General features: G+C 73.9%; 20 protein-coding genes. 5 read left to right on the plus strand and 15 right to left on the minus strand.

What is annotated here, in order from left to right; genetic code table 11:
• Nucleotides 1-249: 249 nt before the first annotated feature.
• Together ACFV2S_RS21225 and ACFV2S_RS21230 are read left to right on the plus strand one after the other, a co-directional pair.
• Complete coding sequence (locus ACFV2S_RS21225) at nt 250-507, plus strand: DUF6400 family protein (protein WP_385561209.1); 258 nt, start codon at nt 250-252, stop codon at nt 505-507.
• Nucleotides 491-721 (plus strand): hypothetical protein, encoded by a 231-nt coding sequence (locus ACFV2S_RS21230; protein ID WP_383798042.1) that lies wholly within the window; start codon nt 491-493, stop codon nt 719-721. The genes ACFV2S_RS21225 and ACFV2S_RS21230 overlap by 17 nt, the downstream gene beginning before the upstream one ends.
• Before the next feature lie 2 nt (nt 722-723).
• Here ACFV2S_RS21230 and hypE read toward each other — a convergent pair whose 3' ends face one another.
• The 15 genes from hypE to ACFV2S_RS21305 all read right to left on the minus strand — a co-directional run bounded on the left by hypE (nt 724) and on the right by ACFV2S_RS21305 (nt 15,632).
• Nucleotides 724-1,764: a hydrogenase expression/formation protein HypE gene (gene hypE, locus ACFV2S_RS21235; protein ID WP_385561409.1), complete on the minus strand. Its 1,041-nt coding sequence runs from the start codon at nt 1,762-1,764 to the stop codon at nt 724-726.
• Between the two features lie 43 nt (nt 1,765-1,807).
• Complete coding sequence (gene hypD / locus ACFV2S_RS21240; RefSeq protein WP_383798039.1) at nt 1,808-2,992, minus strand: hydrogenase formation protein HypD; 1,185 nt, start codon at nt 2,990-2,992, stop codon at nt 1,808-1,810.
• Complete coding sequence (locus ACFV2S_RS21245; protein ID WP_385561214.1) at nt 2,989-3,306, minus strand: HypC/HybG/HupF family hydrogenase formation chaperone; 318 nt, start codon at nt 3,304-3,306, stop codon at nt 2,989-2,991. Before ACFV2S_RS21245 ends, hypD begins: the two co-directional genes overlap by 4 nt.
• Before the next feature lie 10 nt (nt 3,307-3,316).
• Nucleotides 3,317-5,788 carry a carbamoyltransferase HypF gene (gene hypF / locus ACFV2S_RS21250; RefSeq protein WP_385561217.1) on the minus strand — a complete coding sequence of 824 codons (2,472 nt, stop codon included), beginning with the start codon at nt 5,786-5,788 and terminating at the stop codon, nt 3,317-3,319.
• Complete coding sequence (gene hypB, locus ACFV2S_RS21255; RefSeq protein WP_385561219.1) at nt 5,785-6,480, minus strand: hydrogenase nickel incorporation protein HypB; 696 nt, start codon at nt 6,478-6,480, stop codon at nt 5,785-5,787. The genes hypF and hypB overlap by 4 nt, the downstream gene beginning before the upstream one ends.
• Nucleotides 6,481-6,482: 2 nt before the next feature.
• Nucleotides 6,483-6,878: a hydrogenase maturation nickel metallochaperone HypA gene (locus ACFV2S_RS21260; protein WP_385561222.1), complete on the minus strand. Its 396-nt coding sequence runs from the start codon at nt 6,876-6,878 to the stop codon at nt 6,483-6,485.
• 138 nt (nt 6,879-7,016) lie between these two features.
• A complete protein-coding gene (locus tag ACFV2S_RS21265; protein WP_383798024.1) occupies nt 7,017-7,157 on the minus strand; it encodes a DUF6893 family small protein in 141 nt (46 codons plus the stop codon).
• The gene (locus ACFV2S_RS21270) at nt 7,154-7,678 is read right to left on the minus strand and encodes a hydrogenase maturation protease (RefSeq protein WP_385561226.1); all 525 of its coding nucleotides are present in this window, start codon (nt 7,676-7,678) and stop codon (nt 7,154-7,156) included. Before ACFV2S_RS21270 ends, ACFV2S_RS21265 begins: the two co-directional genes overlap by 4 nt.
• A complete protein-coding gene (locus ACFV2S_RS21275) occupies nt 7,675-9,072 on the minus strand; it encodes a hypothetical protein (protein ID WP_385561229.1) in 1,398 nt (465 codons plus the stop codon). Before ACFV2S_RS21275 ends, ACFV2S_RS21270 begins: the two co-directional genes overlap by 4 nt.
• The gene (locus ACFV2S_RS21280; protein ID WP_385561232.1) at nt 9,069-9,707 is read right to left on the minus strand and encodes a DUF6084 family protein; all 639 of its coding nucleotides are present in this window, start codon (nt 9,705-9,707) and stop codon (nt 9,069-9,071) included. Before ACFV2S_RS21280 ends, ACFV2S_RS21275 begins: the two co-directional genes overlap by 4 nt.
• Nucleotides 9,704-10,363: a DUF5947 family protein gene (locus ACFV2S_RS21285; RefSeq protein ID WP_385561235.1), complete on the minus strand. Its 660-nt coding sequence runs from the start codon at nt 10,361-10,363 to the stop codon at nt 9,704-9,706. Before ACFV2S_RS21285 ends, ACFV2S_RS21280 begins: the two co-directional genes overlap by 4 nt.
• Entirely contained in the window at nt 10,360-10,917 is a 558-nt protein-coding gene (locus tag ACFV2S_RS21290; RefSeq protein ID WP_385561238.1) for a hypothetical protein, read from the minus strand. The genes ACFV2S_RS21285 and ACFV2S_RS21290 overlap by 4 nt, the downstream gene beginning before the upstream one ends.
• Nucleotides 10,914-12,698, minus strand: a complete 1,785-nt coding sequence (locus ACFV2S_RS21295) for a nickel-dependent hydrogenase large subunit (RefSeq protein ID WP_383794200.1) — start codon at nt 12,696-12,698, stop codon at nt 10,914-10,916. The genes ACFV2S_RS21290 and ACFV2S_RS21295 overlap by 4 nt, the downstream gene beginning before the upstream one ends.
• Nucleotides 12,699-12,789: 91 nt before the next feature.
• Nucleotides 12,790-13,872: a hydrogenase expression protein HypE gene (locus ACFV2S_RS21300; protein WP_385561241.1), complete on the minus strand. Its 1,083-nt coding sequence runs from the start codon at nt 13,870-13,872 to the stop codon at nt 12,790-12,792.
• Between the two features lie 56 nt (nt 13,873-13,928).
• A complete protein-coding gene (locus ACFV2S_RS21305) occupies nt 13,929-15,632 on the minus strand; it encodes a hydrogenase maturation protein (RefSeq protein WP_385561244.1) in 1,704 nt (567 codons plus the stop codon).
• 320 nt (nt 15,633-15,952) lie between these two features.
• Between ACFV2S_RS21305 and ACFV2S_RS21310 the strand changes: the two genes are divergently transcribed.
• The 3 genes from ACFV2S_RS21310 to ACFV2S_RS21320 all read left to right on the plus strand — a co-directional run bounded on the left by ACFV2S_RS21310 (nt 15,953) and on the right by ACFV2S_RS21320 (nt 21,495).
• Nucleotides 15,953-17,461, plus strand: coding sequence for an APC family permease (locus ACFV2S_RS21310; protein ID WP_385561248.1), 1,509 nt, complete (start codon nt 15,953-15,955; stop codon nt 17,459-17,461).
• A 1-nt stretch (nt 17,462) separates the two neighbouring features.
• The gene (locus ACFV2S_RS21315; RefSeq protein WP_385561251.1) at nt 17,463-17,885 is read left to right on the plus strand and encodes a universal stress protein; all 423 of its coding nucleotides are present in this window, start codon (nt 17,463-17,465) and stop codon (nt 17,883-17,885) included.
• A gap of 517 nt (nt 17,886-18,402) precedes the next feature.
• Nucleotides 18,403-21,495, plus strand: coding sequence for an amino acid adenylation domain-containing protein (locus ACFV2S_RS21320; RefSeq protein ID WP_385561254.1), 3,093 nt, complete (start codon nt 18,403-18,405; stop codon nt 21,493-21,495).
• Nucleotides 21,496-21,564: the final 69 nt, after the last annotated feature.

The following is a 21,564-nucleotide window of genomic DNA, read 5'->3' on the forward strand; positions in this document are numbered from 1 at the left end:
CCCGTGGATACCCTGGCGCCCGGCCCCGGGTGGGACGGGGCGGAGTGGGGGGCCGGGGGGGGGCGCCCCCCGGGGGGGGGGGGGGCCCGCGCGCCGGCCCCCCCCCCCCCCGCGCTCCCGCGCGCACGCGTGCGGCGGCATGAGGTGTGCCACAGGGGCCGTCGAAGGCGGCTCGGGCCCTTCCGCGCGCGCCGTGCGCTCTGGTAGACGTGGTGGCGTACTTGTTCGATTCACCCCGAAAGTCCCCCCATGAACCACGCCCCCGGCCCTCGGTCCGACCTGGTCGGCTTCAGCATCGACCTCACCGTCGAGGAGGTACGTCGGCGTGCCGAGGTCGTGGCGGCCCTGGGGCCCGACTGGGACCCCGTGGCCGTCCTGCGCGAGGAGCAGGCCGCGCACGCGCTGCTGTACTCGAACCTGGACGAGGAGCAGCAGAGGGTGCACGCGATGCTGGTCGCGGCCGGTGTCCTGCCGGAGGAGGTGCGGGGCCGTGCGTCTTCCGATTGATCCCCACGCCGACCCGGCCCGGCGTGCCTGGGTCGCGTGCCCGGGCTGCGACGACGCCCGGGACTGCGGGCCCTGCCTCGACCGCCGGAACTGCCGGAGCCACTGGCGCTACCTGATCGGGAACAAGGGGCCCCGGGTCCACCTGCAGTGCCCGAACTGCACCCACATGTGGACCCTCGACACCTCCCGCGGGCGACGCGGCGGGCGGGTCTGAGCTCAGCAGATGCGCGGCAGCTGCTCCCCGAGCGGCATGTCCACGACGCGGGTGCCGCCGAGTCCGGTGCGCGCCACCACCATGCCCGGGTGGGCCTCGACCGCCTCGCCGATCACCGCCGCTCCGGCGCCCAGGGGGTGGGCGCGCATCGCGGCGAGGACGGCGTCCGCGTGCTCACGCGGGACGAAGGCAACGAGCTTGCCCTCGTTCGCCACGTACATGGGATCGAGTCCGAGCACCGCGCACGCGTTGCCGACCGCCTCGGGGACCGGGACGGCTCGCTCCTGGAGGACGACGCCCGTGCCCGACGCCACCGCGATCTCGTTCAGCGAGGCCGCCAGGCCTCCGCGCGTGGGGTCGCGGAGCACGTGCAGGTCGGGCGTGACGGCGAGCATCGCCTCGACGAGGCCGCCGAGGGGCGCGCAGTCGCTGGTGATCTCGACGCCGAACTCGAGCCCCTCCCGCACGCTCATGATCGCCACGCCGTGCAGGCCGATCGGGCCGCTCACGATCACCACGTCTCCGGGCACCACCCGCTGCGGGCGCAGGTCGACCCCGTCGGGGATCAGCCCGACGCCCGAGGTGTTGATGTAGACGCCGTCGCCGTGCCCGGCCTCCACGACCTTGGTGTCGCCGGTGACGACCTGGACGCCGGCCACGCGCGCCGCCGCGCCGAGGGCCTGCGCGACGCGCGCGACGACGTCGGTCTCGACGCCCTCCTCCAGGATGAACCCGCAGGAGAGGTGGCTCGCCCGGGCGCCGCTCATGGCGAGGTCGTTCACGGTGCCGTTGACGGCGAGGTCGCCGATGCTGCCCCCGGGGAAGAACAGGGGGCGCACCACGAAGGAGTCCGTGGAGAACGCCAGGCGGGCGCCGCCGATCCGGATCTCGGCCGCGTCGGCGGTGTGGGCGAGGGCGGGTCCGCCGTAGGCGGGCGCGAAGACGTGCTCGATCAGCTCGGCGGAGAGGGCTCCGCCGCCGCCGTGGCCCATGACGATGCGCGGCTGGTCGCGCAGGGGCGCGGGGCAGGTCCAGGCGAGCATGTCGGGCGCCGGGGCGGTGCCGACGGTGGTGTCGGGCACGGTGTCAGGCACGGGGGCTGCCCTCCAGGGAGGCGGTGACCGGGGACGGGGTGCCGGTGGTCTCGCGGGCCGGGGCGGGGGGCCGCCGTCCCGGCGTTCCCGCGTCGAGCCGCCGGTAGAGGTAGTAGGCGGCGCAGGCCCCCTCGCTGGACACCATCGTGGCGCCGAGCGGGGAGCGGGGCGTGCAGGTGGTGCCGAACGCCTCGCACTCGTTCGGTTTCAGGAGGCCCTGGAGGACCTCGCCGCTGCGGCACTCGGCGGGCTCGCGGGTGTCGATCCCGGCGACGGAGAAGCGGTGCTCGGCGTCGTGGTCCCGGTAGCGTGCGGAGAGGCGCCAGCCGCTGTCCGGGATGACGCCGATGCCGCGCCAGGCCCGGTCGGTGATCTCGAAGACGTCGCTCAGCATCGCCTGCGCCGCCGGATTGCCCTCGGCCGTCACGGCGCGCTGGTAGGCGTTCTCGACGGTGTGCTCGCCCCGCTCCAGCTGGATGACGGTCCTGCGGACGCCTTCGAGGATGTCCAGCGGCTCGAATCCGGTGACCACGATCGGCACCCGGTGGCGTCGCGCGAGCTCCGGGTACTCGGCCGTGCCCATCACGCTGCAGACGTGGCCGGCGGCGAGGAAGCCCTGGACGCGGCAGTCCGGGGACCGCATGATCGCGTCGATCGCCGGGGGGACGCGGACGTGGGAGACGAGCAGGCTGAAGTTGCGGATGTCCCGCTTGCGCGCCTGGTGGACCGTCATGGCGTTGGGCGGCGCCGTGGTCTCGAAGCCGATGCCGAAGAAGACCACCTCCTTGTCCGGGTTCTGCTCGGCGATCCGCAGCGCGTCGAGCGGGGAGTAGACCACCCTGACGTCGCCGCCCTGCCCGCGTACCTGGAACAGGTCGCGGCCCGTGCCGGGGACGCGGAGCATGTCCCCGAAGGAGCAGAAGATCACGCCCGGCCGGGAGGCGATCTCCAGGGCTTTGTCGATCATCTCCAGCGGAGTGACGCAGACCGGGCAGCCGGGGCCGTGGATCAGCTCGATCTCCGGGGGCAGGAGCTGGTCGACGCCGTGCCGGATGATGCTGTGGGTCTGGCCGCCGCAGACCTCCATCAGAGCCCAGGGGCGGGTCACCGTCGCGCGGATCTCGTCGAGCAGCCGGCGCGCCAGGTCCGGGTTCTGGAACTCGTCGATGTACTTCACGGCCGCACCTCTCCGTGCACGTCGTCCTGCGTCTTCCACTCGATCGCCGCGGCCTCGGCGGCCTCCCACGGGTCTCCGAACTCCTCCTGGAGCAGGCCGAGGGTCTCGAACAGCTCCAGCGTCCTCCTGGCCGACTCCTCGTCGAGCCTCTGGAGGGCGAAGCCCACGTGCACGATGGCGTACTCACCGGGCTTCAGGTCCGGCAGGTACTCCAGGCACACCTCCTTGACCACGCCTCCGAAGTCGACCGTGGCCATCCGGGTGCCGTCCCGGTCCTCGACGTCCAGCACTCTTCCGGGTACCGCCAGGCACATGCGTGTCTCCTCACTGTCGTTCTCGTCGCGGCGTGCCGGGGGCCGCCCCGTCGGTGATCCGGGCGGCCACGACGAGCTGTCCGAGGGCCAGACCGCCGTCGTTCGGCGGGATCAGGCGGTGGCGCAGCACGGTGAAGCCGTCCTCCCGCAGCCCCGCGGCGCAGGCCGAGGAGAGCACCGTGTTGGCGAACACTCCCCCGGTCAGGGCCACGGTCTCCACGCCGGTCGCACCGCGGGCGGCGGCGCAGACCGTGCGCACGAGCCGGGCCACGGCACGGTGGAACCGCGCCGCGACCACGGCCGCGGGGGTTCCGTCCAGAACGTCGGCGGCCACCGCCGCCAGCAGGGGTGCGGGGTCCGCGGCGAGCGGGGCGCCGGGGCGCGGCGCGCCGAGGCGGAAGGCGTAGCGTCCGTCCTCGGCGGTGCCGGGCGCGCGCAGCGCCGCGGCCTCCAGTTCGATCGCGGCCTGCGCCTCGTATCCCGCGTGGTGGCGGATGCCCGCGAGGGAGGAGACGGCGTCGAAGAGGCGTCCCATGCTGGACGTGGGCACGCAGTTCAGCTCGCGCTCCAGCTGTCGCTGCAGTACGGCGAGTTCGCCGGGAGCACAGGCGCGCGTGCAGGGCAGCGCGGGGTCGGCGGCGAGTCCCGCGGCCCGCAGATGGGCCAGGGCCATGCGGTAGGGCCGCCGTACGGCCGCGTCCCCGCCGGGCAGGGGTACGTAGGCCAGGTGCGCGAACCGCTCGAACCCGGCGTAGTCCGCGAGGAGGAACTCACCGCCCCACACGGCGCCGTCGAGACCGTGGCCGGTGCCGTCGAAGGCGACGCCGATCACCGGGTCCGTGCCGTCGAGGCCGTTCTCGGCCATCGCCGCCGCGACGTGCGCGTGGTGGTGCTGCACGGGGACGACGGGCCGTCCCGCCGCGTGGTCGCGGGCCCAGCGGGTGGACCGGTAGCCGGGGTGGCGGTCGGCGGCGAGGAGCCCGGGCCGCACGCCCGTGACGGACTCCAGCTGCCGCTCGGCGGAGGCCAGGGCGTGCTGGGTGGCGAGGTCGTCCATGTCGCCGATGTGGGCGGAGAGCCAGGCCTGGCGTCCGTCGCCGAGGCAGAAGGTGTTCTTGAGGTCCCCTCCGACGGCGAGGGCGGGTGCGACCTCGACCGGCAGGGTGACCGGGAGCGGTGCGCAGCCCCGGGAGCGGCGCAGGGTCAGCTGTTCGCCGTCGCAGACGCGGACGACGGAGTCGTCGCAGGGCACGTGGATGGGCCGGTCGTGCAGCAGCCAGGCGTCCGCCAGGCCGGCGAGCCGGGTCAGCGCCTCCGCGTCGTCCGTGACGATGGGTTCGCCCGAGAGGTTGCCGCTGGTCATCACCAGGAGCCGGGGCCCGTCCCGGCCCTCGGCGCCGAGGCCGAGGAGGAGGTGGTGCACGGGGGTGTACGGGAGCATGAGGCCGAGGTCGGGACTGCCGGGTGCCACCTCCGGCGCCGGGGCCGCCCCGGGGCGGGGCCGGGCGTCGTCGCGGCGGCGCAGCAGGACGACGGGCCGGACGGCGCCGGTGAGGAGGTCGCGTTCGAGCGGGCCGAGGTGGGCGAGGGGCTCGATGTCGGCGAGGTCGGCGGCCATCATCGCGAACGGTTTGTCACCGCGCGCCTTGCGTCGGCGCAGTTCGGCCACCGCGTCGGGGCGCGTCGCGTCGCAGGCCAGGTGGTAGCCGCCGAGGCCCTTGACGGCCAGGATCGCGCCGGCGGCGAGCATCGCGCGCGCGGCGGCGACCGGGTCCGCGGCAGGATCGGGGGCGGGGCGGCCATCGGGGTCGGGACACGCCCCGGGGCCGGGGCCGCCGTGATCCGTGCCGAGGGCCACCGGCCCGGCGGGAGCCGTGACCAGCCGCAGCCGGGGGCCGCACGCGGGGCAGGCGACGGGCTGCGCGTGGAAGCGCCGGTCGGCGGGGTCCGCGTACTCCCGGGCGCAGTCCGCGCACATCGGGAAGCCGGCCATGGTGGTGTGGACCCGGTCGTACGGCAGTCCCGTGACGATCGTGAACCTCGGGCCGCAGTGGGTGCACGTGATGAAGGGGTGCAGATACCTGCGGTCGTCCGGGTCCGCGAGCTCCGCGAGACAGGCGTCGCAGGTGGCGGTGTCCGGCGGGACGAGGGTGCGGACGGCGCCGCCCCGGCGGGAGGGGACGATCGTGAACCCGCTGCCGCCGCTCGCGGTCACCTCGGCCGTCTCGACCGACTCGACCCGGGCCAGGGGCGGGGCGTCGGGCGCGAGGCGGGCGCAGAAGGACGCGACGTCCGCGGGGTCTCCCTCGACCTCCGCGACGACGCCGTCGGACGTGTTGGTGACGTGGCCGGACAGCCGGAGCCCGGTGGCGAGGGCGTAGACGAAGGGCCGGAAGCCCACGCCCTGCACGACCCCGCGTACGACCACGCGGCTGCGCCGCGGGGCCGTGGCGGGGGCGGGTCCCGGCCGTGCCGTGGTCACGCGCCGGCCCGGGCCATCACCGGGGTGTGGACGCGGTCGCCCCCGGCCGTGGCGAGGGCCCGGTCGAGGAGCGCGCCGGCTCCCCGGCCGTCGCGCACCGAGCTGAGGACGACCTCGACGCCGGGGTTGACCTGCTGCACGTTCGCGCGGAAGGCCGTCTCGTCGAACTCGGCTGCCCCGGCCATGTCGGTCTTGGTGACGATCACCAGCTGGGCGAGGCCGAACGCGGTGGGGTACTTGAGCGGCTTGTCCTCCCCCTCGGTGACCGAGGCCAGGACGACGCGGAGCGACTCGCCCAGGTCGTATCCGGCGGGGCAGACGAGGTTGCCGACGTTCTCGACGAACAGCAGGCGGGTGGACTCGGGCAGCCAGTCGTGCAGGTGCCGGGCGACCATGTCGGCCTCCAGATGGCAGAGGCCGTCGGTGAGCACCTGCTTGACCGGGGCGCCCGAGCGGGCCAGGCGGCGGGCGTCGTTCTCGGTGGCGAGGTCGGCGGTGAGCGCGGCGGCGCTGACGCCCCGTTCGCCGGCGAGCCGCAGTTCACGCTCCAGCAGGGCGGTCTTCCCGCTGCCGGGGCTGGAGAGCAGGTTGACCACCGTGGTGCCGCGGGCGGTCAGTTCGGTACGCAGGATCTGGGCCGCGGCCTCGTTCTTCGCGAGAACGGCGCGCTGGAGATCCACTGCTCGGCACATGCTCAGCTCTCCTCGGTGATCGGTGTGCGGGGGGCGTCGCGCGGTGCTCCGGGGTCGGCCCAGCGGACCTCGCGGATCCGGAGTTCGCGGCCGGAGACGAGTCCGTCGGCGGCGGCGCCGCAGCCGGGGCAGAGCAGGTCCGGCGGCATGCCGACCGGCCAGACCTCGTCGCACGGTGCGCAGCGCGCGGTGCCCGGGACGGTACGGGTGGTCAGCTCGGCGCCCTCGACGACCGTTCCGGCGCAGGCGAGTTCGAAGCAGAAGGCGAGGGCGTCGGCGACGACGCCCGCCAGTTCGCCCACGTCCAGGGCGATGCTGCTGACGCCGACGGCCCCGCGCGACCTCGCGGCGGTCTCCACCTGGTCGACGACGGCGACCGCGAGGGACATCTCGTGCACGGGTCTCCGTCCTGGGCGCGGGGGGTGGTTCCGGGCGCCATTAGAGAACGGGCGGTGGCGGGGGCCCGCCCGGCGCGCCGGGACCGGACGGGGGTGTCGTCCGTTCGGTGCAGCCGCCGCCACCGGGCCCCGGGGGTGTCACATCCTGCTGATGCGCAGATAGCGCCGGAGGTCGGGGAGGACCGCGACGACGACGGCCAGGGTGGCGAGGGCGGCGGTGGCGGCGAACGCGGCGCCGAGGACGTTCCTGTGCATGGTGCTCTCCGTTTCGGTCTTCATACGACGGCTTCCTGGCGGACCAGTTCGGTCACCATGCGCACCGCCTCGGGGACGGCCGCGGCGACCGGCGGGCTGAGCCCGATGCCCTCGTCCAGGCAGGCCGGTTCGCAGCCGACGACGAGGATCCGCCGGGGCGGCGCGGCCCCGGTTCCCGCGCAGAGGGTGTCGAGCAGGGCGAGCACGGCGTCGGGGGTCATGCGGTGGCCGTCGAGCGGCGCGGGCTCCGGGCCGCGGTCCCCGGCCGCCGAGGCGTCGATCAGATAGAGCGTCCCCGGTGCGCCGCCGCGTGCGGTGACGTCGAGGAGGACGAGGGTGTCCCAGCCGTCGAGGAGCTCGTAGGCGAGGTGGACGCCCCGGACCCCGACGTCGGTCAGCTCGACGGAGGCGGGGAGCTCCTCGTGGGCGAGCCGCCGCAGGGTCTCCACGCCGAAGCCGTCGTCGCCGAGGAAGATGTTGCCCACTCCGGCGACGAGGGTGCGGGGCGCACCCGGTGCGCGGGCCTCGGCCTCGGGGCCGTTCACAGGCCCTCCAGGGCTTCGACCTCGTCGGGCTGGAAGTAGAGGAACCGGCCCTGCTCCCGGCGGATGTCGGCGCCCGGGTCGTCCTCCACGGTCACGGCGATGTGGACTCCGCCGTCGACGTCGTGGAGGACCGCCTCCACCACCGCGCTGCGCCCGTCGAGGAACAGGTCCTGGGCGTCCGTGCGGCGGAGCCGTGGGCGCAGGACGACCCTGCCGCCCGCGCGGACGGCCCGTCCGTCGACGAGGACGTGGTCGCTGCCCGGGTCGACCCCGGTGTCCCCGCCCGGGTCCCACCAGGGGGTGTCCGGTTCGAGGACGTTCCCGGTGGGCTTCGGGGGCCCGGTGACGCTCTGGAGGCTCCGTACCGCTCCGTGCAGGCGTTCGAGGACCTCGGGCGGCATGGTGTCCGCCAGCTCGATCACCGCCGCCGCGCGGGCGTCGGTCCCCCTGGCCTCGCGCTTCTCCTCGTCGGTGAGGGCCGCCGTGCGCAGGGCGAGGATCTCGTCGATCTCGGTCGCGTCGTAGAGGGCGCCGGGGCTCTCGGGCGCGATGGCCGGGTGGTCCTCCAGGATGATCGGCGAGGAGAGCACGAGGTCGTCGCGGCCGGGTTCGCCGGCCAGGACGGGCCAGGTGTGCAGGTTGCGGCAGGCGGCGACGGCGCCCCTCGCCCACTCCGGCGGGTCGGTCATCGACAGGAACGAGCCGCCGTCGAGGTGGAGGAGGGTGTGGGTGGCGACGAGGGAGTGGGGCAGGGCCGCGTGGCGGTCGGTGTCCCGCTCGGCGGTCCAGGGGCTGGTGTTCTCCACCGTGACGGAGAGGCGCTCGACGCGGTAGGGGCCGTCGAGTTCCGCCGCCGAGATCCGCAGGGCGCCGCCGATCTCCTCACGGCGGCGCACGAGCCGGCCGAGGACGCGTCCGTCGGGGGCGGTGACCTCCTCGGTCTCCTCGGCGGCGGGCCGGGTGAAGGGCAGGACGGTGCCGTCTCCGCGCAGGTCGCCGACGGGCACGGTGAGGGTGACGCGTTCCTCGACGCCCTCGTCCCAGGGCACCAGGACCCGGTCGGGCAGGCGGAGTTCACCGGTCGGGGCGAAGGTGCCGTCCTCGCGGCGTTCCTCGACGGTGCGCCGCTGGGCGCGCAGGAAGCGGACCTCCACGGCGAGTTCGGCGCCGGTCCTGGGCTCCATCAGGCACTCGGTGAGCTGGAAGTCGTGCTCCTCGGCGGCGGCGCTCCAGGACGGCGGCACGAGGACCCCGAACTGCCAGCGGAGCCGGTTCTTCGCGGCGGACGCGCGGTACGGGTAGAGGACGTACCCCTCGAAGAGCACGGCGTCGGCGACGTGCCGGGCGACGGCGAACCGCGCCTCGGTGGCGGGGGTGAAGGCGACCGTGGTCATCGTGTCCTCTCCCCCGCCGCTTCGAGCAGGGACTCGACGGTGGCCTCCCACGACGGGAGGGCCCGGCGGGAGCGGTAGGCGAGCAGGGCGTCCATCGCGTCGCCGGGGAGCCGGATCCATCCGCAGCCGGGGAAGTGCTGGTCGATCATCTCGTGCCAGACCTTCACGGGCATGCGGTGGGAGACCTCCCTGTCCCAGGGCACGGGCTCGACGTGGAAGCCGCCGGCGCCGGTGAAGGCGGTGCCGGAGAAGAGCAGGAGCAGCGGGACCTCGCCGTCGTTGAGCGCCCGGAGGTAGCGGGACGCGGCGATGTCGGTGTCGTAGGTGCACGGGACGACGAGGTCGGTCTCGACCTCGTCGGTGAAGCCGGGCACCATGACGGAGGCGTGGGCGAACTGGACCGGGTTGAGGGTGGTGCCCCACCGGGAGCGTTCGCCGAAGAGGTCGCCCAGGGCGGCGGCCTCCCGGTCGTCGTAGCCGCGCCGGGCGGGTTCGACGCGGATCTGGCAGCGCAGGGCCATGGCGTGGACCCGGGTGCCGCCGGAGGCGGTGATCCGGAGCCGGAACACGAGCGTGGGTCCCGCGGCGTAGGCGTCGGCGCGGACGCCGGTGCAGCTGAAGGAGAACTCGGTCACGTCCGGCTCCCCTGCGGCTCGCGGGCGAGGCCGCGGACGTGGGCGAAGAGCGCGTCGAGGTCCGCCCGCGCCTCCGCGCCTCCGTCGAAGCCCTGCCAGTGCAGTCGCATGCGGCCCACCAGTTCGTAGCAGAGGTCGACCGGTACGAGGAAGCACTCGGTGCGGCCGTCGTGGCGGCGCAGCAGGAGGGCCTCGACGTCGGGTTCGAGGTGGGCGGCGAGCCGGGTGGCGTCGAGGAAGGACCGCCAGGCCTCTTCGTCCGGTTCGCTCTCGGTGGCGCCGGCGGGGCTCGGGTAGAGCGCCACCGGCCGGCCGAGGGCGGAGTTGTGGAAGAAGAACGCGACGGAGACGGGGATCCGCAGCGACTCCCAGGTCCGGTCGTCGATCCGGTGGCCCGGGTCGCTCAGGAAGCGGCCCGGGACCGCCCGGAACCGCCCCGGGGAGGCGGCGGAGCGGTCCATGAGCTGCGCGCAGGGGCCGCAGGCGCAGACCAGGGCCCGCTTGTCGGTGTCGACGAGGTGCGGGTGACGCGCCTCGGCCGCGAGCGGGGCGCCGCACAGCTCGCAGCGCTCCTCGCGGGGCGGGCGGGGGGTGGTGAACCGGCGCAGGCCGGTGGGCCCCGGGGGCCGCACGGCGCTGTTCGGCGGCCCGTTCACCGGGCGGCCGACGATCGGCCGTCCGCGCCCGCGAGCGACGGACGGGTGCCGATCTGGAGCAGCGCCGGCTCGCGCGGGGCGCCGCTCTCCAGCTCGACGCCGGTCACCTCGGGGGCGAAGCAGGCGAGGGCGTCCGCGGCCGCCTGCCGGACGGAGTCCTGGGTGCCGGAGCAGCCGCAGCCGGTCGAGGCGGTGGCCCGCAGCCGCAGCACGCCGGTCGCCGGGTCGAAGCCGGCGTTCTCCACGGGCTGCGGCAGCATGGACAGGGCGCGTGCGATGCGGGTCGGCACGTCCTCGGGGTGCAGTCCGTGCAGGTTGAGGAGGCTCGCGACGAGGTCGTCCGCGAGCAGCGGCCCCAGTGGGTCGGCGGGCGGGCGGGCGGCGGGCCGCCCGAGGAGCTCGACCACGCGGGCGATGCCGTTGCCGTAGAACTCCATGAGGACGCGTACGACCTCCTCCGCGGCCGCGCAGGCCTGGGCGTCGCCGCTCTCGGCCAGCCGGTCCAGGACCTCCTCGACCCGTCGGCCCGCCTGTTCGGCGGTGGTCGTGCTCATCCGCCCAGACCGCTCAGGCCGGTGGGCACGTGCATCTGCTTCACGGTCCTGCCGCTGCCCGTGTACATGTGGACGCCGCACGGCAGACAGGGGTCGAAGCTGCGGACGGCGCGCATGATGTCGATGCCCTTGAAGTTCTCGGGCGTGTTCTCCTCGAAGATCGGGGTGTTCTGCACCGCGTCCTCGTAGGGGCCGGGGGTCCCGAACGTGTCGCGCGTGGAGGCGTTCCAGGGCGTCGGCGGGTAGGGGTGGTAGTTGGCGATCTTGCCGTCCCTGATGACCATGTGGTGCGAGAGGACGCCCCGTACGGCCTCGGTGAAGCCGACGCCGACGGCCTCGTCCGGCACCTCGAACTTCTCCCAGGTCTGGGTGCGTCCGGCGCGGACCTCCTCCAGGCCCTTCTCGGCGCAGTGCAGCGCGACGGCGGCCGCGTACGCCTGGAAGTAGGTCCGGGCGCGGTTGCGCTCCAGGGCGTTGCTCCACTTCGGGATCTTCCACTCGAAGGTGGTCTCCGGCTTGGTCAGCGTCCGGGGGAGGTTGATGACGACGCTGTGCCCGGTGGCCTTGATGTAGCCGATGTCGACGAGGCCGGAGAGCGCGGTGGACCAGAGGCGCGCGAGGGGACCGCCGCCGGTGTCCAGGGCCAGGTGGTCCTTGCCGTCGAACCAGCGCGGGGACATGACCCAGCTGTACTTGTCGTCGAAGTTCCGCTTCTGCGGGGCCGGGATGGTGTGCTGGTTCCACGGGTGGCGCGGGTCGACCGGGTTGCCGAGCGGATCGTGGGTGACGAACTGCTCCTGGCCCTGCCAGTCCTCGTAGTACGAGCTGCCGAGCAGGATGCGCAGGCCGAGGTTGATCTCGGTGAGGTCGTTGGTGACCAGTTTGCCGTCGACGACGACCCCGGGGGTGACGAACATCCGCCGGCCCCAGTCGGTCATGTTGGCGTAGGTGAAGTCGCAGTGCTCGGGGTCGTTGAGGGCGCCCCAGCAGCCGAGCAGCACGCGCCGGCGGCCTACCTCCTCGTAGCCGGGCAGCGCCTCGTAGAAGAAGTCGAAGAGGTCGTCGTGGAGCGGGACGACCCGCTTCATGAACTCCACGTACCGCATCAGGCGGCTCATGTAGTCGGTGAACAGCTGCACGGACGCGACCGTGCCGACACCGCCGGGGTAGAGGGTGGAGGGGTGGACGTGCCGCCCCTCCATGAGACAGAACATCTCCCGCGTGTAGCGGCTGACCTGGAGCGCCTCGCGGTAGAACTCGCCCTCGAGGGGGTTGAGGGAGCGCATGATGTCCGCGATCGTGCGGTAGCCGTGCTCGGCGGCGTGCGGCGCCTCGGTGCGCTCGGCGAGCTCCAGGACGCCGGGGTTGGTCTCGCGGACCATCTTCTCGCAGTAGTCCACCCCGACCAGGTTCTCCTGGAAGATGTTGTGGTCGAACATGTACTCCGCGGACTCGCCGAGGTTGATGATCCACTCACCGAGGTGCGGGGGCTTCACGCCGTACGCCATGTTCTGCGCGTACACGGAGCAGGTGGCGTGGTTGTCACCGCAGATGCCGCAGATGCGGCTGGTGATGAAGTGCGCGTCGCGGGGGTCCTTGCCCCGCATGAAGACGCTGTAGCCGCGGAAGACGGAGGACGTGCTGTAGCACTCCGCGACGCGCTTCTGCTTGAAATCGATCTTCGTGTGGATGCCGAGGCTGCCCACGATCCGGGTGATGGGGTCCCACGCCATCTCCACAAGGCCGGAGCCGTCACCCGTCGTCTTCGCCGGAGATGCCATGGTCGCTGCGGTGCCCTTCGTCAACTCTTCGTCTGCACGAACAGTGGGGTGGATGGGGGGTCCTGCGGGGGTTGCGCGGGGTGGCGGCCGGTCACCAGGGCGGCCGGTAGCCGGTGGTGATCCGCTCGCCGGTGTGCCGCCACTTCGGCTCCTTGTCCACGGTCCTGGCCGTGATGGTCCGCAGACGGCGGATGACGGAGCCGTACACGCCGCTCGCGGTGCTGGAGACCTTGCCGCCGGGAGGTTCGTCCATGAACGGCATGAACTTGTCCGGGAATCCGGGCATGGTGCACGCGATGCAGATGCCGCCGACGTTCGGACACCCGCCGACGCCGTTGATCCAGCCGCGCTTGGGGACGTTGCACTTGACGACCGGGCCCCAGCAGCCGAGCTTGACCAGGCACTTGGGCGAGTCGTACGTCGAGGCGAACTGGCCCTGCTCGTAGTAGCCGGCGCGGTCGCAGCCCTCGTGCACGGTCGCCCCGAAGAGCCAGGTGGGGCGGAGCTTGTCGTCGAGCGGGATCATGGGCGCGGAGCCGACCGCCTGGTAGAGCAGGTAGGTCAGCGTCTCCGCGAAGTTGTCGGGCTGGATGGGGCAGCCGGGCACGCACACGATGGGGATGCCGGCGTGCGACTTCCAGTCCCAGCCGAGGTAGTCCGGGAGGCCCATGGCGCCGGTCGGGTTCCCCGCCATGGCGTGGATGCCGCCGTACGTGGCGCAGGTGCCGATCGCGACCACCGCGAGGGCCTTGGGCGCCAGCCGGTCGATCCACTCGCTGGTGGTGATGGGCTGCCCGGTCTCCGGGTCGTCACCGAAGCCGCTCCAGTAGCCCTCCTGCTTGATGGCCTCGTTGGGGATGGACCCCTCGACGACCAGCACGAACGGGTCGATCTCGCCCCGCTCCCCCTTGAAGAACCACTCGATGAACGTGTCGGCGCCGCCCACCGGACCGCACTCGAAGTCGATCAGCGGCCAGTGGACCGCGATCCTGGGCAGCCCTGGCAGCCCCGCGAGGGCGATCTCCTCGATGCTGGGCTGCATGGCGGCCGTCAGGGCCACCGAGTCGCCGTCACAGCTGAGACCCGCGTTGATCCAGAGGATGTGGATCGGCTTCTCTTCGCTGCCGGGTGCGGCACCCTGGTCCTCGACCGGGGCCGGCGTTGCTGCGCTCATGGGTCGCCTCCTGAGGAGGGATGGGGCGAAGGCCTCGTTTCAGGCCTGGGTCTTGCTTAACAGTCGGCCGATCCGCCCGCGCCCGCACCTGGGCCGTCCGGGAGCGCCGCTCGGGGTCCTGCCTCCTTCCGGACGAAGGCCCGGCGCAGCGCGTGGTAGCTCGCGGTGGGATCGTCGAAGATCGCCCGCATCCGGGAGAGCTCGTGTTCCCGGTGGGCCGCAAGGGGAGCGACGGACTCCCTTTCCTCGTGTTCCGCCTTCTTCGCGGCGATCCGCGGCTGGAGACCGCCATGGGATGCCAGACGGAGGGCCAATCGGGTGATCTCGGCGGGGAAGTCCCCGGGTCCGCGGTCGACGACCCGGTCGACCAGGCCCATGCCGAGCGCCGCCGCGGCGGACACCGGCCGTGCCTCCTCGGTGAGGCGCGCGGCCAGGGCCTCCCCGACCCTCCCGGGCAGGGTGCGGGTCCAGTACTCGGATCCGTACAGGCCCATGAGCCGGTAGTGCGGATTGAGCACCGTCCCCGCGCGGCACCAGACCTCGTCGGCGGCGAGCGCGAGCATCACCCCGCCGGCGGCGGCGTTGCCGCCGAGCGCGCTCACGACGAGCCGGTCGGTCGTGGTGAGGACCGCCTCGACCAGGTCGTTCATGGCGTTGATGTTGGCCCAGGACTCGGCGGCGGGGTCGGCGGCCGCCTCGATGACGTTCAGGTGGATGCCGTTGGAGAAGAAGTCGCGCCGGCCGCCGAGCACCAGGACGGAGGTGGGCCGCCCGCGGGCGGTCTCGTACGCGGCGAGGAGGCGGCGGCACTGGTCGGTGCTCATCGCCCCGCCGGGGAACGAGAAGGACAGGACGCCGACCGGCCCCTGCTCGTGGTAGCGGATGTCGGACCAGGTCCGCAGGCCCGGCGCCGGTCCGGCGGGCGCCGGCAGCTCGGGGAGCTCCGGCAGCCGGCCCCCGAGGGCCACGGCGGCGGGGAGCTTGCAGGCCCGCGGACCGCCGGGGCCGGTGCGGGCCCGGAGCTCGGGGATCCACACCGCGCCGTCCACGGTGGCCCGGCACACCGCGCCCGCCCGGGTGGCCAGCAGGTCACCGGGCCGCCCGCGCAGACCGTCCTCCGCGTGACCGCCGTGCAGGAACCACTCGGCTCCCAGCAGCCGGTCCGGCACCCCGGGTTGCGAGTCGGCGGCCCGCAGGGTGCGCAGGACGGTCTCGGTGGTGTCCTCGTCCCACGCGATCCGGCGCTCCTCCTGGCGGAGCACGGGCCGGGCGCGGACCTCTCCGGTCTGCGGACGGGGCTTCTCCCCGGCGGCGACCCGCTCCACGGCGAGGAGCACGGCGGTCACGGCGGCGTCGGACAGCTCGTTGCGGTACAGGTCGCTCTTGCCGACCTCCGGGACGTGGAACGCGGCGGACGCCCAGACGTCGCCCGCGTCCATCTCCTCGTCGGCCTGGAGCACCGTGACGCCCCACTCCCGGGCCCCTTCGAGGATCGCGTGGTCCAGCGAGGACGGCCCCCGGTCGCCGACGGGCCCCGGGTGCACGATCAGGCAGCGGTGCGCGGTCCACACGTCGCGGGGCACGACGGCCTTCAGCATCGGGGCCACGACCAGGTCGGGCGCGTGGCGCGCCACGGCCTCGCGGACGGCGGCCCCGTCGGGGGCGACCTCCACGGAGACGGTGTGCCCGCGGTCGCCCAGCTCGACCAGGACGCGCTGGGTGAGGCTGTTGAAGCTGCCGGCGACGAGCAGGATGCGCATGGGCGGCCTTTCCGGGTCGCGGTGGACGGTGCGGGCGTGGCACCGCGGTCGGACGGTGCGGGCCCGGCCCGCGGTGGCCGGGTGCGCGCGTGGCCCGAGGGGGGGTGCGCGCGTGGCACCGCGATCCACCGGCCGCCTGCGATCATCGGGCAGCGCGCGCCCGGCGGCGGTGTGGCGGAGCCCGCGTCTCACCCGTTCGGGGCGGGCGTCCGACCGATTGGCGGGCGCACCGCCCACTGCGCATGCACGCCTGATCGAGCCTCCCTACGATGAAGGCGTAGGTCTCGCCGTTCTGTCCGGCTCGACGGGTGCGAGGGAACATGACCGCAGAGGACGCCGCGCCCGACGGGCGGCCCGTGGGTTTGAAGGCGAACGCCATCGGCTTCGTCGACGCCCTCGTCATCGGGCTCAACGCCACGTCTCCCGCCTACTCACTGGCGGCCGTCATCGGCCCCGTCGTGGCACTGGTGGGCATCTACGCGCCCGGCGTCATGGTCGCGTCGTTCGTCCCGATGCTGTTCATCGCGTCGGCGTTCTACTACCTGAACAAGGTCGACCAGGACTGCGGGACCACGTTCTCCTGGGTCACCCGGGCGATGGGCCCGTGGGCGGGCTGGCTCGGCGGATGGGCCATCACCATGACCGGCGTCCTGGTCGTCGGCTCGCTCGCCGACGTTGCCGTCAGTTTCGCCCTGCTGGCCTTCGGCCTGGACGGCTGGGTGGACAACACCTTCGTCCGCCAGCTGCTCACCGTCCTGCTCATCCTCGTCATGACGGCCGTGTGCGTCATCGGCACCGAGCTGTCGGCCCACGTGCAGAACGTCCTCATCCTCGCCCAGGTCGCCTGCCTGCTGATCTTCGTGGGCGTGGCGCTCTACAGCGTCTACGGCGGCACCAGCAAGTACGACTCCGTGGAGCCGGCGCTCAGCTGGCTGAATCCGTTCGGCGCCGGTGGAGCCGCGCTCACGAGCGGGCTGCTGCTCGGCGTCTTCATCTACTGGGGCTGGGAGTCGGCGGTCAATCTCACCGAGGAGGTCGAGGACTCCGCGACCGCGCCCGGCAAGGCCGGGCTCTGGTCGACCGTCATCCTGCTGGTGACCTACGTCTCCGTGGGCTTCGCCGTCGTGGCGTACGCCGGGCCGGCGTTCCTGGCGGAGAACGCGGACGAGGAGGAGTTCGTCTTCGCGAAGCTCGCCACGGACGTCCTGGGCGGCTGGGACTGGATCCTTCTCCTCGCCGTCTCGACCTCCGCGATCGCCTCCACCCAGACGACGATCATCCCGGCCTCCCGCACGGCGCTGTCCATGGCCCGGCGCCGGGCACTGCCCTCCACGTACGGCCACATCAGCCCGCGCTTCCGGACGCCCGACGTGAGTACGTGGTGGGTCGCCGGGATCGCCATCGCCTGGTACCTCGCGGTGAGCCAGATCAGCTCCAACGCGCTCTTCGACTCGCTCACCGCGCTCTCCCTGCTCATCGCGTTCTACTACGCGCTCACGGGCGTCGCGTGTGCGGTCTACTACCGCCGCCACCTCTTCGCGAGCGTCCACAACTTCCTGTTCATCGGGCTCGGCCCGCTGGTCGGCGCGGGGCTGCTCGCGTGGCTCCTGGTGCGGTCGGTCGCCGACATGTCCGATCCGGCGAACTCGTACAGCGGCACCTCGTGGTTCGGCCTCGGCCCCCCGCTCGTGATCGGCATCGGCATCGCGCTCGCCGGTGTGGTCGTCATGGTCGTCTGGCGGCTGCGGGCCCCCGCCTTCTGGCGGGAGCGCCCGGGCGTGGCCGACCCCGAGCTGGTCCGCTCCCACGGCCTGCACAAGGAGTCCTGAGATGTCGGTCGTCCTGGGCTACGACGAGTCCCCCGGCGCCGCCCGGGCGCTGCGCATCGCGGTGGAGGTGGCGGCGGCCTTCGGCGAGCGGCTCGTGCTCGTCTACGGGGCGGCGGCCCCGGGCCCGGTCGGCGAGGAGTACGCGTCCCACTACGAGGCCATCCGCCAGGCCGGCCGCACCGGCCTGGAGCACGCGGTCACCGAGGCCGACCGGGCGGGTGTGCCGACCGTGGTGGAGGTGATCGACGACAAGCCCGCCCAGGCACTGATCGAGGCGGCGGCCCGTCACGCCGCGCGCGTCATCGTGGTCGGCACCTGGGGCGAGAGCCCGGTGCGCGGAGCGCTGCTCGGCTCGACCCCCCACAAGCTCCTGCACCTGTCCACCGTCCCCGTGCTGTGCGTCCCGCCCGAGGAGCGGCCGTGAGGCGCGGGCACGCGGGTCCCTGACGTCCTGAGCCCGGTCCCCTCGCCCGCTGCGGCACGGCGGGCGGAACGAATGCGTCCGATCCCCCTTTGTGGGGCGGTGTGTTGACGCGTCGTCAGAGCGGATCATACACACGGATGTTTGGGCGCAAGTCGGTGAGTCCGTCGCGGACATGGAGGCTGATTCCGGGCAGTGGACGGCCCTTGACGGCCCTGGGGCGTTGTGCGAATCTCTCGACAGGTCTGGACCAATGGTCTTCATCGGGCGGGGCCGGAGATACCAGACGCCTCGGGGCATCCTGGCATGTCCGGCGGTCCTGACCGCTCACGGCCGTCGGCCGGTCCACGGGGGGTGGGCCTGCGCTCCACGGCGGCCGGCGCCGTTGCCGAACCCGGGCACCCCGGCACGCCGTCGGCGTCCGGGGGACCCCGTCGTGCGGCAGCCCGAGCCCCCGCCCCTCCGCACGCTCACCCGCACAGCTCCTTGACCACGCTCCGACGTCCTAAGCGAGCCGCCGATGTCCGAAGTCCTCTCCCTGACCGACCGCACTCCGGCCTCCCCCGCACAGCACGGGGTCTGGCTCACCGATCGGCTGGGACTGGCCCGTGAGGCGTTCCACATGCCTGTACGGATCTCCTTCGACCGGGTCGACACCGCCGCGCTGGCCCGCGCGGTGACCGCTGTGACCAGGCGTCATCCGGCGCTCGCCGCCCGCCTGGTGGAACGTGACGGCCAGGTGTGGCGGGAACCGGCGGCGCGGCCGCCCGAACTGGTGCGGCTCGAAGCACCGGCGGACGAGGCCGAACTGGAGCGACGCCTCACGGACGAGGCCGCCCGGCCGTTCTCCCTTGAGACCGGCCCGCTCAGCCGCTTCACCCTGCACCGGCGCGCCGACGGCAGCGCGGAGCTGCTGTTCACCGCCCACCACGCGGTCTTCGACGGCAACTCCAAGGACGTCCTGACCCGGGACCTCGCGGACGCGTACCGCTCCGCGCCCCTGCCCGCGCGCACCGCAGCGGCCGCCCCGACGCCGGATCCCGACACCGTGCGGCGGGCCGCCGAGTGGTACGGGCCGCGCTGGGCCACCGCCACCGACCCGGTGCTCCCCGGCGCACCCCGCACGTCGACCGCCGCCGGACCCGGCGAGGCGGTCGGGTGGCACCTCGACCGCGCCGAGACGGCCGCGCTGGCCGCCGCGGCCTCCCTCGGCGGCACGACGGTCTTCGAGTTCCTGCTCGCGGCACTGCACGGACTGCTGCGCCGCTACGGCGGCGAAGCGGTGCCGGTCTCCGTCCCGCTCTCCACCCGGACCCGCGAACTCGCCGAGGAAATAGGCATGTTCGTCAATGAACTGCCCGTCCACGCGCCCCCGGCCGACCCGACGCAGACCTTCGCCGCCTTCGCGACCGCCGTCCGGGCGGAGCTGCGGGCCGGATACCCCTACCGCGCGGTGCCCTTCGGCACCGCCGTCCCCGGTCTGGGGCCCCGCGTCGGCCTGACCGCGGTGTCGCTCGGCTACCGTCGGCGCGGCCCCGACCCGGACTTCGCCGACACCGGCGCCCGCGTCGCCTGGGCCGTACACAACCGCACCGCCCGCAACACCCTCCACCTCCAGATCGTCGAAGCCCCCGACGCCTCCGGCGGCGGCATGGACTTCAGCCTCCAGTACGACGCGGCCGCACTCGGCCCGGACACGGCCCGCCGCATCGCCGGCCACTACCGCACCCTGCTCGCCGGCGCGGTCGCCGCGCCCGGCGCGCCGCTGGTGGATCTGCCGCTCCTGGACGCCGACGAACTCCGGGCCGTCACCACCGGGCCCAACGCGACGGAACGCCCCTACCCGGCCGACCGGACCGTGCTCGACCTGGTCCGCTCCCAGGCCGCCGCCACCCCCGAGGCGATCGCGGTCACCGCTTCCGGACAGCACCTGAGCTACCGAGAACTGCTCCTGAGGGCCGACGAGTTGGCCGCGATGCTGCGTGCCCGGGGCGTCCGCCCCGGTGATCTGGTCGCCCTGCACCTGGACCGCACCGCCGACCTGCCCGCCGCGCTGCTCGGCACCCTCGCCACCGGCGCCGCGTACCTCCCGCTGGACCCCGGCTATCCGGCCGAGCGCCTCGCCCTCGTCCTGCGCGACTCCGGAGCGGTCCTGGTGCTCGCCGACCGCGAGCCGGCGCCCGCGGTCGCCGAGGCGGCCCCCACGGTCCTGCGGCTCCCCGCGCCTCAGGAGCGCGACCCGGACGAGGCCGCCCCCGAACAGGGGCGGGACACCGCTCCCGGTCCGGACGACACGGCGTACGTCCTCTACACCTCCGGCTCCACCGGCCGCCCCAAGGGCGTCGCCGTCGGCCATCGGGCACTGGTCAACCTGCTCACCTCGTTCGCCGACCGGCTCGGCTCCGGCCCCCGGCACGCCTGGCTGGGCCTGACCTCGCTCTCCTTCGACATCTCCGCGCTGGAGCTGTACCTGCCGCTGATCACCGGTGGCCGCCTGGTCCTCGCCCCGGACGGACTCGCCGTCGACGGCCCCGGGCTGCTCGCCCTCATCGGCGGCGAGGGCGTCACCCACGTCCAGGCCACACCGTCCGGATGGCGGGTCATGCTCGCGGCCGGGTCCGGCATCGAGGCGCTCACGGCCGTCACGGGCCTGGCGGGCGGCGAGGCGCTCCCGCCTCCCCTCGCGCGCGCACTGCGCGCCCGCACCGCCCGGCTCTTCAACGTGTACGGGCCCACGGAGACCACCATCTGGTCCACCTGCGCCGAACTCCCCGCCGACGCGGCACACGTCCGCATCGGCCGCCCGATCGCCAACACCCGGGTGTACGTGGTCGACGCGCACCTGCGTCCCACCCCGCTCGGCATCCCCGGAGAGCTGCTGATCGGCGGGGACGGCGTCGCCCAGGGCTACCTGGGCCGGCCCGGACTCACCGCCGAACGCTTCGTGCCCGACCCGTTCGGCCCGCCCGACAGCCGGCTCTACCGCACCGGGGACCAGGCCGTCTGGACGACCGGGGGCGAACTCGAATTCCTCGGCCGGATCGACGACCAGGTCAAGATCCGCGGCCACCGGATCGAACTCGGCGAGATCGAGTCCGCCCTCCTGGAGCACCCGGCCCTCGCCCAGGCCGCCGTCGCCGTCCGCACCGAGGAGGACGGCGAGCCCTTCCTGGCCGGCTACCTGGTCCCGGCCACGGGCGTCCGTCCGCCCGCCCCCGCCGAACTGCGCGATCACCTGATGCGCACGCTGCCGGCCGCGATGGCTCCGCAGCGCTGGCTCGTCATGGAGCGCCTGCCGCTCACCCCGAACGGCAAGCTGGACCGGCTGGGCCTGCCGGTGCCGCCTCGCGAGGCTCCGGCGCCACGGGGCGAGGAGACCGGCGATGCCGGCGACGAGACGACCGGGACGGTCCGCCGGATCTGGGCCGAGGTGCTGGACCTGCCCGACGTCGGCCCGGAGGACGACCTGTTCGACCTGGGCGGGCACTCACTGACGGTGGTGCAGATCGCCGCCCGGATCCGCGACGAGCTCGGTGTGGAAGTCGACTTCGACGTCTTCTTCGACGTCCCGACCCCGGCCGGCATCGCCGCCGCCGTCCGCGAACGCCGGTAGGCCACCCCTCCCCCGGTGCGCCGGGCACGGCAGAGCGGCCGTGCCCGCGCCCCGGCGCGCGCGTGCCCG

It is taken from the genome of Streptomyces sp. NPDC059695 (genome assembly GCF_042733785.1).
Classification (GTDB): domain Bacteria; phylum Actinomycetota; class Actinomycetes; order Streptomycetales; family Streptomycetaceae; genus Streptomyces.

Excerpts from the sequence above, each read along its gene's own strand:
- ACFV2S_RS21225 (WP_385561209.1), top strand. The coding sequence starts at position 250 with ATGAACCACGCCCCCGGCCCTCGGTCCGACCTGGTCGGCTTCAGCATC.
- hypE (WP_385561409.1), bottom strand. The coding sequence starts at position 1,764 with ATGCTCGCCTGGACCTGCCCCGCGCCCCTGCGCGACCAGCCGCGCATC.
- ACFV2S_RS21245 (WP_385561214.1), bottom strand. The coding sequence starts at position 3,306 with ATGTGCCTGGCGGTACCCGGAAGAGTGCTGGACGTCGAGGACCGGGAC.
- hypB (WP_385561219.1), bottom strand. The coding sequence starts at position 6,480 with ATGTGCCGAGCAGTGGATCTCCAGCGCGCCGTTCTCGCGAAGAACGAG.
- ACFV2S_RS21265 (WP_383798024.1), bottom strand. The coding sequence starts at position 7,157 with ATGAAGACCGAAACGGAGAGCACCATGCACAGGAACGTCCTCGGCGCC.
- ACFV2S_RS21275 (WP_385561229.1), bottom strand. The coding sequence starts at position 9,072 with ATGACCACGGTCGCCTTCACCCCCGCCACCGAGGCGCGGTTCGCCGTC.
- ACFV2S_RS21290 (WP_385561238.1), bottom strand. The coding sequence starts at position 10,917 with ATGAGCACGACCACCGCCGAACAGGCGGGCCGACGGGTCGAGGAGGTC.
- ACFV2S_RS21295 (WP_383794200.1), bottom strand. The coding sequence starts at position 12,698 with ATGGCATCTCCGGCGAAGACGACGGGTGACGGCTCCGGCCTTGTGGAG.
- ACFV2S_RS21300 (WP_385561241.1), bottom strand. The coding sequence starts at position 13,872 with ATGAGCGCAGCAACGCCGGCCCCGGTCGAGGACCAGGGTGCCGCACCC.
- ACFV2S_RS21305 (WP_385561244.1), bottom strand. The coding sequence starts at position 15,632 with ATGCGCATCCTGCTCGTCGCCGGCAGCTTCAACAGCCTCACCCAGCGC.
- ACFV2S_RS21310 (WP_385561248.1), top strand. The coding sequence starts at position 15,953 with ATGACCGCAGAGGACGCCGCGCCCGACGGGCGGCCCGTGGGTTTGAAG.
- ACFV2S_RS21315 (WP_385561251.1), top strand. The coding sequence starts at position 17,463 with ATGTCGGTCGTCCTGGGCTACGACGAGTCCCCCGGCGCCGCCCGGGCG.
- ACFV2S_RS21320 (WP_385561254.1), top strand. The coding sequence starts at position 18,403 with ATGTCCGAAGTCCTCTCCCTGACCGACCGCACTCCGGCCTCCCCCGCA.